General features: G+C 46.3%; 14 protein-coding genes. 4 read left to right on the forward strand and 10 right to left on the reverse strand.

The genetic code is table 11. The features are described 5' to 3' along the window. Positions 1–86 precede the first annotated feature (86 nt). Positions 87–1,463: a sensor histidine kinase gene (locus tag WMO65_RS17985; protein ID WP_148392471.1), complete on the reverse strand. Its 1,377-nt coding sequence runs from the start codon at positions 1,461–1,463 to the stop codon at positions 87–89. Further along, on the reverse strand, positions 1,460–2,131 hold the full coding sequence (locus tag WMO65_RS17990) for a response regulator transcription factor (RefSeq protein WP_033139272.1): 672 nt from the start codon (positions 2,129–2,131) through the stop codon (positions 1,460–1,462). The genes WMO65_RS17985 and WMO65_RS17990 overlap by 4 nt, the downstream gene beginning before the upstream one ends. Positions 2,132–2,319: 188 nt before the next feature. Here WMO65_RS17990 and WMO65_RS17995 point away from each other — a divergent pair, with 188 nt between their 5' ends. From WMO65_RS17995 to WMO65_RS18010, 4 genes are all read left to right on the forward strand, one after another. Beyond that, positions 2,320–3,657 carry a sensor histidine kinase gene (locus WMO65_RS17995; RefSeq protein WP_148392472.1) on the forward strand — a complete coding sequence of 446 codons (1,338 nt, stop codon included), beginning with the start codon at positions 2,320–2,322 and terminating at the stop codon, positions 3,655–3,657. Continuing rightward, positions 3,654–4,391: a LytR/AlgR family response regulator transcription factor gene (locus WMO65_RS18000; RefSeq protein ID WP_033139273.1), complete on the forward strand. Its 738-nt coding sequence runs from the start codon at positions 3,654–3,656 to the stop codon at positions 4,389–4,391. Before WMO65_RS17995 ends, WMO65_RS18000 begins: the two co-directional genes overlap by 4 nt. A gap of 131 nt (positions 4,392–4,522) precedes the next feature. Beyond that, positions 4,523–5,374 (forward strand): ABC transporter ATP-binding protein, encoded by an 852-nt coding sequence (locus tag WMO65_RS18005; RefSeq protein ID WP_033139274.1) that lies wholly within the window; start codon positions 4,523–4,525, stop codon positions 5,372–5,374. Then, the gene (locus WMO65_RS18010) at positions 5,371–6,117 is read left to right on the forward strand and encodes an ABC transporter permease (RefSeq protein ID WP_033139275.1); all 747 of its coding nucleotides are present in this window, start codon (positions 5,371–5,373) and stop codon (positions 6,115–6,117) included. The genes WMO65_RS18005 and WMO65_RS18010 overlap by 4 nt, the downstream gene beginning before the upstream one ends. A 75-nt stretch (positions 6,118–6,192) precedes the next feature. On the opposite strand, the gene WMO65_RS18015 is transcribed toward WMO65_RS18010, so the two are convergent. The 8 genes from WMO65_RS18015 to secA form a co-directional block, all read right to left on the reverse strand. Then, positions 6,193–6,924, reverse strand: a complete 732-nt coding sequence (locus tag WMO65_RS18015; protein WP_148392473.1) for a DUF3226 domain-containing protein — start codon at positions 6,922–6,924, stop codon at positions 6,193–6,195. Position 6,925: 1 nt separating this feature from the next. Next, complete coding sequence (locus tag WMO65_RS18020) at positions 6,926–8,044, reverse strand: AAA family ATPase (RefSeq protein ID WP_148392474.1); 1,119 nt, start codon at positions 8,042–8,044, stop codon at positions 6,926–6,928. A gap of 250 nt (positions 8,045–8,294) precedes the next feature. After that, the gene (locus WMO65_RS18025; protein WP_148392475.1) at positions 8,295–9,497 is read right to left on the reverse strand and encodes a cofactor-independent phosphoglycerate mutase; all 1,203 of its coding nucleotides are present in this window, start codon (positions 9,495–9,497) and stop codon (positions 8,295–8,297) included. An 11-nt stretch (positions 9,498–9,508) separates the two neighbouring features. Continuing rightward, a complete protein-coding gene (locus WMO65_RS18030) occupies positions 9,509–10,726 on the reverse strand; it encodes a homoserine dehydrogenase (RefSeq protein WP_033139278.1) in 1,218 nt (405 codons plus the stop codon). Between the two features lie 4 nt (positions 10,727–10,730). Further along, positions 10,731–11,174 carry an ACT domain-containing protein gene (locus WMO65_RS18035; protein ID WP_033139279.1) on the reverse strand — a complete coding sequence of 148 codons (444 nt, stop codon included), beginning with the start codon at positions 11,172–11,174 and terminating at the stop codon, positions 10,731–10,733. A 74-nt stretch (positions 11,175–11,248) separates the two neighbouring features. Next, positions 11,249–12,371, reverse strand: a protein-coding gene (gene prfB, locus WMO65_RS18040) for a peptide chain release factor 2 (protein ID WP_103731364.1) whose coding sequence is annotated in 2 segments (ribosomal slippage) — positions 11,249–12,295 and positions 12,297–12,371 — 1,122 coding nt in all. Because the reading frame shifts where the segments join, the coding sequence is not laid out codon by codon here. A gap of 37 nt (positions 12,372–12,408) precedes the next feature. Further along, entirely contained in the window at positions 12,409–12,651 is a 243-nt protein-coding gene (locus tag WMO65_RS18045; RefSeq protein ID WP_033139281.1) for a hypothetical protein, read from the reverse strand. Positions 12,652–12,785: 134 nt separating this feature from the next. Then, positions 12,786–15,356: a preprotein translocase subunit SecA gene (gene secA, locus WMO65_RS18050; RefSeq protein WP_103731365.1), complete on the reverse strand. Its 2,571-nt coding sequence runs from the start codon at positions 15,354–15,356 to the stop codon at positions 12,786–12,788. Positions 15,357–15,418: the final 62 nt, after the last annotated feature.

Here is a 15,418-nt window from a genome sequence, read left to right on the forward strand (position 1 = left end):
CGGCAGGTATTCGCCCCATCGCGAAGCGATTTTTAATGGGCGAATACCCGTAACGATTCAGCTGGCTGAATAGTTACAATCTCTGCTTATTTCCACAAAATGCTGACTTTTGTCCCTTCTCCCTGCCTGCTCTCTATCCTCATTTCCGCATGGTGCAGCTCTGCGATCCTTCTGCAGAGGGCAAGTCCCAGACCGGAACCTCCTGACGCCCTGGCTCTTGATTTGTCCACCATATAAAAGGCATCCTCTACTTTTGTCAGCTCCTCCTCGGGAATGCCGATACCGCAGTCACTCACATAGATTCCCCGGCTGTCCGCTTCCAGATATATTTTCTGTCCCTCATCAGATGCCTTGCAGGCATTGTCCAGCAAATTCAGAAGAAGGCTGGTCATCAGATCTTCATCCATATCATGACACAGTGCATCATCTGCCAGGCGGATTTCCAATACCTGTCCCCTCTCCTGCAGGCGGAAGGATATGAGAGCTTCTGCCCGTTCCAGCAGCACTTTTACAGATGTATGCCTCATTTCCAGACTTTCGGGCTCCTCCTCATATAGACCTGTAAGTTCCAGCATTTTGGCGGAGAGCCTGGACAGACGTCTGGATTCACTTCCGATATACTGCAGGGCTTTTTCCTTCTGTTGTTCCGAAAGGCTCATTTTCAGGAGAATGTCAGAATATCCGATGATTGCCGTCATGGGCGTCTTCAGCTCATGCGCCAGGCTGCCGAGAAGCTGCCTCTGTTTCTCATTGGTATCGGATAATGTCTCCACATGCTCCTCAATTTTCTCTGCCATGCGGTTGAAATTCCCGCTGATCTCCCCCACCTCATCCATCTTTTTTATTGGTATACGGAACGCGTAATTTCCTCCCGCGATTTCATTTGCCGAATCTCTCAGACTGTACAGAGGATGCAGAATGACACGGATGACCAACACCATGCCCGCCGCAATAACAGCGGTTAAAAGGAATGCGGCTGCCAGTCCTTTCAGAAACATTTTCCAACTGTTTTCATGGATACCTGTCACATCATTAAAATGCCAAATGTCGTAGGTATTTTCCCCACCGGGATCGTATGTGCTGCCCATGATCAAAAGATAGCGCCCGTCTATCTGTACTTCATAATAGGAGGGATAGCTGTCGCCGTTTTTCCCGAAATCATATGGCGTGGGGTTGTATATTTCCTCTCCGTCCCGGTAAACCGCATATTCCAGTCCCAGATAGTGCCTGATGCCATCCTGCATGATTTTCTCCTGTATCTCAGTGTCCGTCTCAGCAATACCAAAATTCCGCATACGGGTATCCAGTTCTTTCAGCTTGTTATGAAACGTATTGCTCTCATACGCATAAATCTGCGCAAGCTGAGTCTTCAAAGAGACATGGAGCATAAATGCAGAGTAACACTGAGACATAACCAGCATGGCAGCCACACAGACCAGACAGATTTTTGTCCGAATCTTCACTCTGTCACCTCCAGCCGGTAACCGATTCTGGGAACTGTCCTGATGATATCCTGCCACCCCAGTTTTTTGCGGATTCTGGCCACATGGACATCCACGGTTCTGGTCTCCCCTTCAAAACGGATGCCCCACAGCTCATTCAGTATCTGATCCCTGGTAAGCGCAATGTTTTTATTTTTCACAAACAGCATCATACAGTCAAACTCCATAGGTTTTAAGACTACTTCCCCGCCGTCCCTTACCACTCTGCGCTCCCTGGGATAGATGATCACGCCGCCCATATGGATCTCATCCTCCTTCTTGTGGCAGCGCTCCAGGATCTTTTCTATTCTCACCAGCAGTTCCAGGATTTCAAAGGGCTTTACTATGTAATCCTCGGCACCTTCTCTCAGGCCCTTCACTTTATTGTTTATCTCCCCCTTGGCAGTGAGAAAGATAACCGGTATTTTTCTCTGTCTGCAGAGGGGCAGAAGTTCAAACCCATCCCTTCCCGGCAGCATGATATCCAGCAGTGCCAAATCGCAGTCTTCTGCATGGCAATCCTCCAGAAACACTCCGGCCTTCCCTCCATCCCGGAAGGATACCGTTTCATATCCCGCGGTTTCCAGGCTCAGGCAGATCAAATCGTTGATCGCCGCCTCGTCTTCTACAACTAATATTTTGGATCTCATGGCTATCCTCCGTGTCTTGTTATGTATATTTATAGTATACCACAAGGTTTGTATATAACAAAATCCGCTGTTTGGCAAATGGGCAGGGAAGGGGCCTAGACAGCAGAATAAAAAACATATTGACGCTTTGAATCTTGACAGATATACTTGAATCTGGATAAGCAAATAATTATATAAGGAACATACATATGATATACGCAATCATGATTTACACTGCAGCCAGCTATTTTACGGAGGTTGTCATCCATTATCTGAGCTGCAGAATACTCGGGCGCAGAGTCCCCTGGCCAAAGCTTCTGCTTGCTGCTCTCATCCTGGACCTGCTTGTTTCCCCCATGGTTTATCTTGGGGCTGCCGGACAGATCTTTACCTTTATACCGATCACAATATTGTCTTATTTCCTGGATATGACAGCGTTGCTGTTCAATCTGATCTCCATTTATCTGGTCATTGAGCGCAATATTGCGAAAACGGCCATTGCCGGAACCTTTGCATATTTTATTTACTACCAGACGTATCTGATCACTTTCTTTTTCATTCCGAAGCAGTACGCACTGGGTTCCCTGGAAAACCAGTGCATCTCCATCACACTGCTGATTATCTTCACCTATTTTATAGGAAAAATAATCACGAAAATAGATGCCTGTTCCTTCATTGAACGCTGCCTGAAAAAGAAACGGTACTGCGTTATGGCAGCGCTGATCGGATTCCTTCTGTCCGGTTCGCCGCATATTCTTCTTATATTTTCAATCCTTCATCTGGATTATAACAACACGCTGGCGGTTGTGGGACTTGGTCTGCTGTTTTTGTCCGCCGCATTTTTCCGCTATCTTACCAAAAACATCATTCATGATGAAAATGAAAAGGCACAGCAGAGCATCATTGCCCAGCAGACCGCCTATATTCAGAACTTAGAGGAAATCCAGAAAGATGTGCGCCTGTACCGCCACGATTTTAAAAATATGATGTCAGGCATGTATCTTGACATAAAAGAGGGAAAAACAGAGGCGCTGGAGCGGTATATGCACAACATGCTGGACGAATTTGATCAGAGCATTGGTGCCAAAATACAGTCTGCCAACCAGATGATGAATATTGAAATCATAGAATTAAAAAGCCTGCTCATGACAAAAATCTCCCAGATGCACGCTCTTAACATTCCCTGCCATGTGGAGGTTCTGTATCCTGTCAGAAGCTGCCACATGAAACTCCAGGATCTTCTGCGCTGTGTGGGCATTCTGACTGACAATGCCATAGAAGCGGTGAAAGAAACCCGCGGGGACATTGACATCATACTCACCGCCCAGAATCACCAGGTGGTTTTCCTTATCAGCAACCCAATATCCGGGGAGATTGACATGAACCGTATTTCTCAAAAAGGATATTCCACAAAAGGAAAAGGCCGTGGACTGGGACTTTACAGTTATCAGGAGATCACACAGCAGTATCAGAATGTGAGCTGCGCCGCATTCTGCAAAAGCGGACGTTTTTACCAGGAGATCAGAATTGGAGGATATCATTCATGATTCAGATATTGTTATGCGATGATGACGATAGAATCCGTAAGGAGATAGCCAGACATATTGAGAACCAAATACTCATCATGCAGTATGACATGCAGATAGCACAAAGCTGCGACAGTCCGGTTGTCCTGCTGGAGGAACTGAGACAGATGCAGGACAAACGAAATATTTACTTTCTAGATGTGGATTTGAAGCATCCGGAATATGACGGTTTTCTTCTCGGAAAGAAGATTCGGGAGCTTGACCCCAATGGCACCATTATCTATATCACAAGCTTCGGTGATCTGGCTTACAAGACCTTTCAGTATCATGTGGAGGCCTTTGACTATATTGTAAAAGACATGACAGACGGGCTTTCCGCCTCCATTGCCCGCTGCCTGTCCTCCATCCAGAGCCGACTTGTAAAAGAAAAAGCTGACCCGGTGGAATACTATACCTTTAAGACAGGCGATACCATCCGGCATGTTCCGCTTAAGGATATTTATTTCTTTGAAACTTCCTCCAAACCGCATTTTGTGATTCTGCATGGAAAGCATGAACGAATGGAGTTTTTGGGAAGTCTGAGCGATATTGAAAAAGAGCTGGATGACCGGTTTATGAAAATCCACCGCTCTTACCTGGTGGCAATCGATAAAATCGAGAAGGTAGACCTGCGGCACAATACCGTCACAGTGGGCGGAGAGATCTGCGCAGTATCAAGAAAAGAAAAGTCAAAATTACTGGGACGCATGAATTGATCGTGCGTTCTTTTTTTGCGGAATCAGCACAGTTCTGCCGTTTGGGAAGCAGCGGATACCATTTAGGAAGGAAAGGACAAATCCTCCTCCGGAAATGATATTCTCGGAACAGAAAACAAGGAGGAACCCATATGAGTAGAGAATATATCAGACTGGAACACATTTCAAAAAAGTATAAAACAGAACCTGTGCTGAAAAACATTGATGCCAGGCTGCATGAAGGCGAAATCCTGGGATTTCTCGGACCCAGCGGTGCCGGCAAAACCACCACCATAAAAATCATCACCGGACAGTTAAAACAGACCTCCGGCGAAGCCTATATCCTGGGGATCAATTCCAGGGACATCGATGAAACCATTTACGAACAGATTGGAATCGTCACAGACAACAGCGGAATCTATGAATATCTGACAGTCTATAAAAATCTGGAGTATTTCGCAAAAATACTGAGAGTAAAAAAGGATAGGATTGACGAAGTGCTCAGACAGGTTGGCCTGTACGAACAGAAAAACAAGCCTGCAGGCAAGCTTTCTAAAGGCCAGACCCAGCGTCTTGTTCTGGCAAGAGCCGTGCTGCACAGCCCCAGGGTACTGTTTCTGGATGAACCCACCTCAGGCCTGGACCCGTCCACAGCCATAGAGATACATAAAATGCTGCTGGAATTAAAAAGACAGGGCATGGCTATTTTCCTGACCACCCACAATATGGAGGAAGCCACAAAAATGTGTGACCATGTGGCACTGCTAAACGAAGGCGTTATCGTAGAATACGGCACGCCGAAAGACATCTGCCTCAAACATAATAAAATCAAAAAATACGCAGTGCGGCTGCATGACGGAACGGAACATCTGCTGGAACAGAACGAAGAGAACATAGGCCGGATCCATAATTGGATGACAGAGAACCAGGTGGAAACACTGCACTCCTGCGAGCCGACACTGGAAAGCGTATTCTTAAATGTCACAGGGAGGGAGTTATCATGAAGACTTTACATATGAACAAGATCATGGCCATTGCCCAGGTAAAGACAAAGGCATTTATGGGAAAAAACTGCATCATCATGCCGTTATTCGCACTGGGCTTCACATTGCTGATGCGTATCCTCTATGGAAAGATGGCAAACGGAGGCTCCTCTGCCGAGTCCATGAATGCCTATGCGCTGAGCATGGGACTGGTGATGAACATCGGTATGTGCGGCATATATTGTACCAGCCTGCTGCTGGCCGAGGAAAAGGAAAAGAAAACACTCCGGGTCCTGATGACCTCCTCTGTAAACGGAATGGAGTATTTCATCGGCTGCATCCTGCCTGTGTTCGCGGCAACTGTCATTCTGAACTATGTGCTGATGCCGGTCAGCGGTTATATTATCAGCGGTAAAAACCTGGTGCTGTATTCCGTGGTGACAATCTTATCTTCTCTGATCAGTTGTATCATCGGTATGCTGCTTGGTATTTTTGCCAAAAACCAGGTGAGTGCGGGTACGATCACCACACCGGTCCTGCTGGTACTCATGATGGTTCCCATGTTCTCCAATTTTATTGAAATTCTGTCCACCATTTCCAAATTCTTCTTTACCGGGATACTTATGGATATGATCATGGATATTGCCGCTGATAAAGGCAGTGTGCTGCAGGCGGGGAGTGTTGTGATCATGGTGGTGGAGGCTGTGCTGGCTGTTGGGTTATTTGTGGTGTGTTACAGGCAGAATGGGTTTGAGAGGGATTAACCCCCATAGGTCTAATATAATAAAAGCCATCCCACTCCTATAAAAGTTGGGATGGCTGACAAAAACATATGTTTCCTACAAATCTCCTAATTTTTCAAAATCTTTCTGTATCTTTATGTATTTTTCCCATTCAATATTTTTCAAAATATTCTGACGTTCCATAAATTGTTCCGCAGCAGTCCTGACTGAAAAATAAACATCAAACTTTGCCTTTGTTATATAACGGCGTTTTGTTAAATATCTTTTTTCTTTATCAATATTACTTACAAAGGTGTTACAATTTTCTATTATACCAGCATCATAGCTATTATTTTGTGAAATTGCATTTAATAAAAAGGTCTCCATTGCTCCGGTTTCCTCAAAAGGGATTACCAAAATCAATAAAGAAAACACGCATTCTTTACCGTGCCCATTTTTGTACAGACAATCAACCCATTTATTATTTACACACTCCTGCGCTTTCATATTTCTTTCCTGCAGAATTTTTACTAATTTTTCTATAAAGACTCTTTCTGTCTCACATTCATCACGGTCTGTAATTATAACAACCTTATCATACGACTCCGATTCTGCTGATAGGCTATTGTATTCCATTATATGATCAAACCCCGGCAGTATCCTGTTGGAACCTCCACATCCGCCGATACTCAGACTGTCAGCATCTTTAAACATAGTGCGGATATATCTGATATATTTACTTCTTGCCTGCTCATTCGTCTTTTTATCTTCCCATCCATATACTTTTCTCATAAAGTATTGCAATAGGACAAAATCCGTAGACCCCTCACACAAAATTATGCTCTTCATCTTATCTTAGCTCCAACCCCATTTCATCCTGAACTTCAATTGCTTTTTCTGCTGACAACCTTCGGACTGATGTCTCTGCACCTTCTTTATAGAGCGTATACACTGCCATATCCTTTCTTATGTCCGGAGCGCATTTCAACATTTTATCAATCGCCTCTTTACTGTGAGATGTCAAAAAAACCTGCACATTTAACTTCATACAATTTTCCAGGATCCATTTAAATACCTTATCCATGGCTGAGGTATGAATCGCAGTCTCAAATTCATCTAACAATAACACACCATTTTTCGCACGAATCACCGCACTCATTAGTAATACTGCCTTTTTCATGCCATCCCCGTACATATTAAGCGGCAATGCCTTTTCCAGCGATTTTGTCAATATTTTATATACACCTCTGGCAGCCCCTCTGCTGTCATCAATACTATAATTGATACTTACTATGTTATCATCAAATTCTCTCAATACTGTCAGCATCTCTTCGTACAATTCGGGATTATTTAATACCTGGTCTAAAAAAATAATACTGTCCGTATGACTAAATGGAGCAATATATACAATATTCCTGCGTTCACTATAGTTTTCTGAATCCTTCTTCCTAACAGGCATATATCTTCTTTGTCCCTCATACAGGACATCCTGTTCCGCTACTTTACCATTGATCTTTATCTTCATTTCCAATTTTGGTACAATCTGCAGATTTTCCGTTAGATTTTCTTCTTTATATTCTTTAGATGCAGAAAGTCCCTGTAATTGACTATATTCCTCCTCTGTAAATTCTTCTTCTGTCTCGACTGCAGTCAATTGAATATTTACCCTCTCACTTCCTGTTTCAATTATATAATCTACTGCTTTTTCTGATGAATTAATATCGAACAAATCATAAAATCCCTCATAGTATGATATTCCCCATCCAATAGTATACCTTGTCTCTTTCCTGATCATGGAACGCCAGGTCCGAAAGCTTCCAGGTTCTTCAAAACTTCTGAGTACTTCCAAAACACTGGTTTTCCCACAGTTATTATCTCCAGTCAATATATTAATTTGTGCCAGATTTTCTAATTTCAAAGACTTAATTCCTCTAAAGCTTCTTATATAGACACCCGAAATGAAATCCATTGCTGCCACCTCCCATTTTCTATATCTAATTTATAATTGATATTTCTATTTTATCCAATTCATATGATTTTATATGGATTTATACTCGTAACTGTAAATGCACTCAACAGTTACCCATTTATTTGCTTTATTATACTTCATTTTTCTCTCATCCACAATCTAATCTTTCCTGCATCGACACCATAAATAACAACATATTAAAAATGGCGGAAACACGACTAAACAGCCGTAATTCCGCCAAATATTCTCATCAGTATTCAAACAAATATCCCATCAGCTCATGCCCTTTTTCCACCAGTTTTCCCCCCGCCATGGCCTCTTCTTCATTATATTTCCAGTCATGAGACTCTTGTCTCCGGCTGTCATACAGAAGATAAGGAACCGGGTTCGATGTATGTGTCTTCACACAGATTGGTGTCGGATGGTCCGGGAGGATCAACATGCGGTAATCCTCGCCGGAAGCGTCCAGCGCTGCTTTTACCGGGGCGATCACTCTTGCATCCAGGTATTCGATTGCTTTTATTTTCTTTTCCACACTGCCCTGATGGCCCATCTCATCGGGAGCCTCCACATGGATATATGCAAAATCATATCCCTCTTTCAGCAGTGCGTCCACAGCCGCCTGGGCTTTTCCTTCATAATTGGTATGCAGGCCGCCGTTGGCACCTTCCACGGTTATGTTGTACATATCCGTGCCCACAGCGATTCCCTTCAGCAGGTCAACCGCAGAGATCATGGCGCCCTTTTTGTGGAATTTCTCCTCAAAGGGAGACAAAGCAGGTTTTGTTCCTGCACCCCAGAACCACAGGCTGTTTGCCGGATTCAGGCCTTTTTTCCTCCGCTCTTCATTGAGCGGGTGACGGGCCAGGATCTCGTAACTCTTTTTCTGCATATCCAGAAGCTGCTGCTCTTTGGGCAGGTACTCTTTGATCTCTTTTCCGCGGATATCATGGGGCGGTGTCAGAGGCACCACATCGCCTTTTGCCCAGATCAGGCAGTGGCGGTAGCTGGTTCCCACATAGAACTGGAAAATCTCATTCTGCAGTTCTTTTTTTACCGCTTCCAGTAACACTGCGGCATCCTCTGTGCTGATCTCATCGGAGCTGTGGTCTAATATCCTCTTGTCCTCGTAGTTCTCCTCTTCCTCGGAGAGTGTGACAATGTTGGCACGGATGGCAACATCCCCGTCCTTCATATCCACACCGATATTCAGCGCCTCCAGAGGAGAACGTCCTGAATAATATACTTTCGGGTCATAGCCCAGAACTGACAGGTTAGCTGTATCACTTCCGGGATTCATGCCCTCCGGTACGGTTTTCACCATACCGATCTCCGACATGGATGCCAGTTCATCCATTGCCGGAGTATTGGCATAGGCCAGAGGTGTCCTGCCGCCCAGTTCCTCCAGGGGCTCATCTGCCATACCGTCACCTAATATTAAAACGTATTTCATTTTTAACACCTCTATGCACGCATACGGATTCTTGTGATGATATCCGGAAGCCCGGCAGCCTTTTCTTCGAATTCCGCCTCGCTCATGGGAGCCGTGACAAAACCGAATTCACCTGCAACGTCAGGCACGCCCACAGTCTTCACTTTTCCGAATACTTCTTCCACGCTGCCGATATCGCCTGTCATGCTGCCCTTGATGCGGACAAAGAAGGGATGCTCCACATCCTTGATGTCCATCAGTTCCAGACGTTTGCTGCTCCAGCTCATCATGATATTTCTGTGCAGATGCTTTGCACAGTCAACCACATCGCCCACCACTGCACTTGCAGTGGGGAGCTTGCCTGCGCCGCTGCCGTAGAACATGGCGTCACCCAGCACATTGCCGTGTATGAAGATGGCGTTGAATACACCGTTTACGCTGTAGAGCGGACTGTCCTGGCCTACAAGCACCGGGCTTACCATGGCATAGAATCTGCCGTCTTCCCTCTTGCTGGTTGCCAGAAGCTTGATGCTCATACCAAGACCTTTGGCATATTTTACATCCTCCACAGTGATTCTGGTGATTCCCTCTGTATAAATGTCCTCGTAATCCACATGGCATCCGAATGCCAGTGAGGAGAGAATCGCAATCTTCCTGCAGGCGTCATAGCCTTCCACATCCGCTTCCGGATTGCGCTCTGCATAGCCTTTCTCCTGCGCTTCTTTCAGCACATCCTCAAAGTCAGCATTCTCCTCTGCCATTTTGGTGAGGATATAGTTGGTGGTTCCATTTAAAATACCGGAAATCTCGTCAATCTCGTCCGCTGTCAGAGAAGAGTTCAGTGGACGGATAATGGGGATCCCGCCGCCGCAGCTTGCCTCAAACAAATAGTTGATGTCCTTTTCTCTGGCGATTTCCAGAAGCTCCAGTCCGTGTCTTGCAACCAGCTCCTTGTTGGAGGTGCAGACACATTTTCCTGCCTCCAGCGCACGCTTTGTAAAGGTATAAGCAGGCTCCACGCCTCCCATAACCTCAACGATGATCTGTACTTCCGGGTCATTGATGATCGTCTCATAATCATGCACAAGAACATCTTCCACCGGGTCTCCCGGGAATTCTCTGAGATCCAGCACGTATTTGATGTTGATCTCCTCGCCGGCCTTTTTGTTGATGCTCTCATGATTGGTGTTGATAACTTCCACTACTCCTGAACCTACGGTTCCGTATCCTAATACTGCTATCTGTATCATGCTTCTACTCCCTGCCTAAGATTTTCAGATAATGTACGCCCTCAATGTGCTCTATTTCATCCACCATGGTCTCCGCATCCCCCTGTGTGGGCAGGATTTCCACGCTGATGGTCAGACTGGCAATCCCGTTGATCGGAATACTCTGGTGAACGGTCAGAATGTTGCCGTGATACTGGGCAATGGTCTTCAGGACCGCAGAGAGCAGCCCGGGTTCGTCATCCATCTGAAGTATGAATGTAATGTTCTGTCCTTTGGTTTTCTCTTTAAAAGGAAAGATATCATCCTTATATTTATAAAAGGAACTTCTGCTGATACCCACAGCTTCCACTGCTTCCTGCACCGTAACAGACCTCTTGGATTCCAGTAGTTTCTTGGCTTCCACTACTTTCAGGAGGACTTCCGGCACTGCTTTTTCTGTTACTACAAAATACCTTTTATTGTCCGACATTTTCTTCCCCTTTGTTTGTTCTTGAAATACATTTGTATGTCTCCAAAAGATATTAGCACATTCAGGCAATTTTATCAACTGTTTTTCTTATTTCCCAAGGCAATCCACTTCAAATAAGCATTGATAAAGTTATCAATGGCACCATTCATAACCGCATCCACATTGCCGGATTCCTCGTTTGTACGGTGGTCTTTTACCATGGTGTACGGCTGCATGACATAGGAACGGATCTGGCTGCCCCAGCCGATATCAGACAGTTCACCCTGGATGCCGGAGAGCTTCTGTTCCTGCTCCTGCTGCTTCAGGAGATACAGCTTTGCTTTCAGCATCTGCATAGCCTTGTCTTTATTCTGGAACTGTGACCGCTCATTCTGGCACTGCACCACGATTCCTGTGGGAAGGTGGGTGATTCGTATGGCGGAAGAGGTCTTATTGATATGCTGTCCGCCTGCACCGCTGGAGCGGTAGGTGTCTATCCTCAGATCATCATCCTTGATCTCAACGTCCACATCCTCCTCAATATCCGGCATCACATCGCAGGACACAAAGGAAGTCTGCCGTTTTCCTGCCGCATTGAAGGGTGAGATACGGACAAGGCGGTGTACGCCCTTCTCGGACTTCAAATAACCGTAAGCATTTTCGCCGTTGACCTGGAAGGTTACGGACTTGATCCCGGCCTCGTCGCCGTCCAAATAGTCCAGCACTTCTGTACTGAAACCGTGACGGTCAGCCCACTTCATATACATACGGTACAGCATGCTGGCCCAGTCACAGGACTCGGTTCCGCCTGCACCTGCGTGAAGGGTGACAATAGCATTGTCCTTGTCATATTCTCCGGACAGCAGTGTTTTCACACGGATATTTTCAAAATCTGTGATAAATTCATCCAGCATTTCCTGGATATCAGGGATGACAGAGGCATCGTTCTCCTCGTATCCCATCTCGATCATCAGCTCGATCTCTTCCTTCTGGTTCTGGAGCTTGTTATAAATCTCTATATCTTCTTTGAGGGTGCTCAGCTCCTTCATCATCTTCTGGGACCGCTCCGGGTTATCCCAGAAATCCGGTGCCTCCATTTCCCTCTCTAATTCTTCAACCCGCTTTTCCTTATTAGCCAGGTTAAAGTGAATCCCTCACTTCCACTAATGGTCCTGTGTAGTTGTTCAAAGTATATTTGAACTGGTCTAATTCTACCATTTAGCTTCACCTCTTTCTGTGAATATTTTTTTAGATTTTATTCTTCGTCGATCTCCACAGTCACCATGTAAATGGATACCTGCTGTTCGACCCTGCGCACAGTGCCTGCAAGCTTTGTGAGCGGCCGTTTCAGATTACTGGACATGGCAATGGCATCCTTGATGGTATAATAATACATCATACCCGACATGGTGCTGGCCCTGTCTTCCTTCAGCTCTACGCGGTCGCCGGGTTTTACCAGACCCTCGCGCTCCATGGTGAAATCCACCATCTGTCCCATTTTCTCACCTTCCTGCTCACATAGGATGTATTTCATACATACCCGTGTGCTGACATATACCGGGGCCGTTGCAGCCCGGATAATTTCCGGATGTAACAGCCCCGTATCTTACTGTGGTCTTTTGTGCGTACTGTTTAAACCGGCTTTCTGCCGCAGCACTGTTTGTATTTCTTACCGCTTCCGCAGGGGCAGGGATCATTTGGATATACCTTTTTCTCTGCGCGCTGCACCGGTTTCTTAGGACCTGATTCGTCCTTGTTGGTACCTGTCACCTGGGCAACCTGCTCTCTCTCCACTTTCTGCTCGATCCTTACGTGGTACAGCAGACGCAGGGTGGTCTCCTGAATAGCGGAAATCATGGTGTCAAACATTTCATAAGCCTGCATCTTGTACTCTACCTTTGGATCGCGCTGGCCGTATGCCTGCAGGCCGATACCCTGGCGGAGCTGGTCCATATCATCAATGTGGTCCATCCATTTCTGGTCGATCACCTTCAGAAGGATGACACGCTCCAGTTCACGAAGCTGCTCCGGTTCCGGGAACTCTGCCTCTTTCTCCTCGTAGAGCTTGACTGCCTCTTCTTTGAGATTCTGTTTTAACTGGTTCTTCTTCAGACCTTTTACTTTCTCTTTTGTGATCGGCTCCAGCGGAATTGTGGGAAGAAGAACGCTGTCCAGTTCTCCCAGATCCCATTCTTCAGAATCCAGGTCATCGGAGATACACATGTCAACCGCGTGTTCCACGGTATCGGTGATCATCTTGTAGATGGATTCCCTCATGTTTTCTCCGTCCAGAACCCGGCGTCTCTCTTTGTAAATAATCTCACGCTGCTCGTTGTTAACCTGGTCATATTCCAGCAGGTTCTTACGGATTCCGTAGTTGTTGCCCTCGATCTTCTTCTGTGCTTTCTCGATGGCACTGGAGAGCATTTTGTGCTCAATCTGTTCATTTTCCGCAACGCCCAGGGATTTGAACACGGACATCAGCTTCTCGGAACCGAACAGACGCATCAAATCATCTTCCAGGGAAATGTAAAAGCGGGATTCACCCGGGTCTCCCTGACGTCCGGAACGGCCTCGTAACTGGTTGTCAATTCGTCTTGACTCATGGCGCTCTGTACCGATGATCTTCAGACCGCCTGCCTCTCTGGACACATCGTCCAGCTTAATATCCGTACCACGGCCGGCCATATTGGTGGCAATGGTAACCGTACCCGCCTCACCGGCATGGGCTACGATCTCAGCCTCCATCTCATGGAACTTGGCGTTCAATACCTGGTGCTGGATGCCTTCGCGTTTCAGCATGCGGCTTAAAAGCTCGGAGGTCTCGATTGTGATGGTACCCACAAGCACCGGCTGCTTTTTGGCATGGGCTTCCTTGATGGCCTCCACAACAGCATTGAATTTTTCTTTCTTAGTCATATAAACAGCATCGTCATTGTCGATACGGGCCACCGGTCTGTTGGTGGGGATCTCAATAACGTCCATGCCGTAAATGTCACGGAACTCTTTTTCCTCCGTGAGGGCAGTACCGGTCATACCGGATTTTTTGTTGTATTTATTAAAGAAGTTCTGGAAGGTAATAGTGGCAAGTGTCTTGCTCTCTCTTCTCACCTTCACATGCTCTTTCGCTTCAATCGCCTGGTGAAGACCGTCTGAATAACGGCGTCCCGGCATGATACGTCCTGTGAACTCATCTACGATCAGGACCTCGTCATCTTTTACCACATAGTCCTGGTCGCGGAACATAAGGTTGTGGGCACGAAGTGCAAGAATAATATTATGCTGGATCTCCAGGTTCTCCGGGTCAGCCAGGTTTTCAATGCTGAAGAATTTCTCCACTTTGTGGACACCCTGCTCAGTCAGGTTGACGATCTTGTCCTTCTCATTGACAATGAAGTCTCCGGTCTCGATGATCTCCTCACCCATGATGGCTGTCATCTTCGTCATTTCCCCGCTGGCCTCACCGCGCTCCAGCTGTTTTGCCAGAATATCACAGACTTCGTAGAGACGGGTAGACTTTCCGCTCTGTCCGGAAATAATAAGAGGTGTTCTGGCCTCATCAATCAGCACGGAGTCAACCTCATCGATGATAGCATAGTGCAGGTCTCTCTGTACAAGCTGTTCTTTGTAGATCACCATATTGTCACGAAGATAGTCAAATCCCAGCTCGTTGTTGGTCACATACGTGATATCGCACGCATACTGGGTACGTCTCTCGTCATTTTTCATGGAGTTCAGAACCACACCTACGGTCAGTCCCAGGAACTCATGCACCTTGCCCATCCACTCCGCATCACGGTGTGCCAGGTAATCGTTGACGGTTACAATGTGTACGCCTTTGCCTTCCAGCGCATTTAAATATGCGGGAAGTGTGGAGACAAGGGTCTTACCTTCACCGGTCTTCATCTCGGCTATACGGCCCTGATGAAGAATGATACCGCCGATGAGCTGCACTCTGTAGTGCTCCATGTTCAGCACACGTTTTGCAGCTTCTCTCACCGTGGCAAATGCTTCCGGCAGCAGGTCATCCAGTGTCTCTCCCTCTTCCAGACGTTTTTTATATTCTCTGGTCTTACCGCGCAGCTCGTCGTCACTTAACGCCTGCATGGTGGGGCGCAGAGCTTCGATTTTGTCCACAGTGGAAGTAATACGCTTTAATTCCCTCTCGCTGTGGGTTCCAAACATTTTTTGAACTAAACTCATGTTTTATGCTCCTAATTTTCCAATTTTCAGACTGCAACAGATTTTCCGTAAATTAGGGAAAC

It is taken from the genome of Blautia caccae (assembly GCF_040095955.1).
Classification (GTDB): domain Bacteria; phylum Bacillota; class Clostridia; order Lachnospirales; family Lachnospiraceae; genus Blautia; species Blautia celeris.